The following is a 255-nucleotide window of genomic DNA, read 5'->3' as shown; positions in this document are numbered from 1 at the left end:
GTTTATCAGGAGTAGCCATTGAACATTTAGACTGGTCTGATTTTATACTTCGCTATGACCGGCCAACGACCTTGTTTTACCTTGATCCGCCTTATTGGGGCGTTGAGGATTGCTACGGAAAAGATTTATTTAAGCGAGAGGATTACCAGAAAATGTCCACACTGCTTGCACAACTAAAGGGAAAGTTTGTTCTGTCTCTTAATGATGTACCAGAGATCCGAAAAACTTTTAGTCAGTTTACATTAAAAGAAGTGA

Annotated in this window: 1 protein-coding gene; it reads left to right on the top strand. The window is 39.6% G+C overall.

All coding sequences use genetic code 11. The annotated features are described in order from the left end of the window. On the top strand, window positions 1-255 hold a 255-nt coding region (locus tag J7R12_RS08790), incomplete at both ends, for a DNA adenine methylase (RefSeq protein WP_208439091.1).

Source organism: Bartonella vinsonii subsp. vinsonii, assembly GCF_902825235.1.
GTDB classification, from domain to species: Bacteria; Pseudomonadota; Alphaproteobacteria; order Rhizobiales; family Rhizobiaceae; genus Bartonella; species Bartonella vinsonii.
Note: the sequence above shows the minus strand (reverse complement) of the source record. Positions and strands in the feature narration are given on the sequence as shown.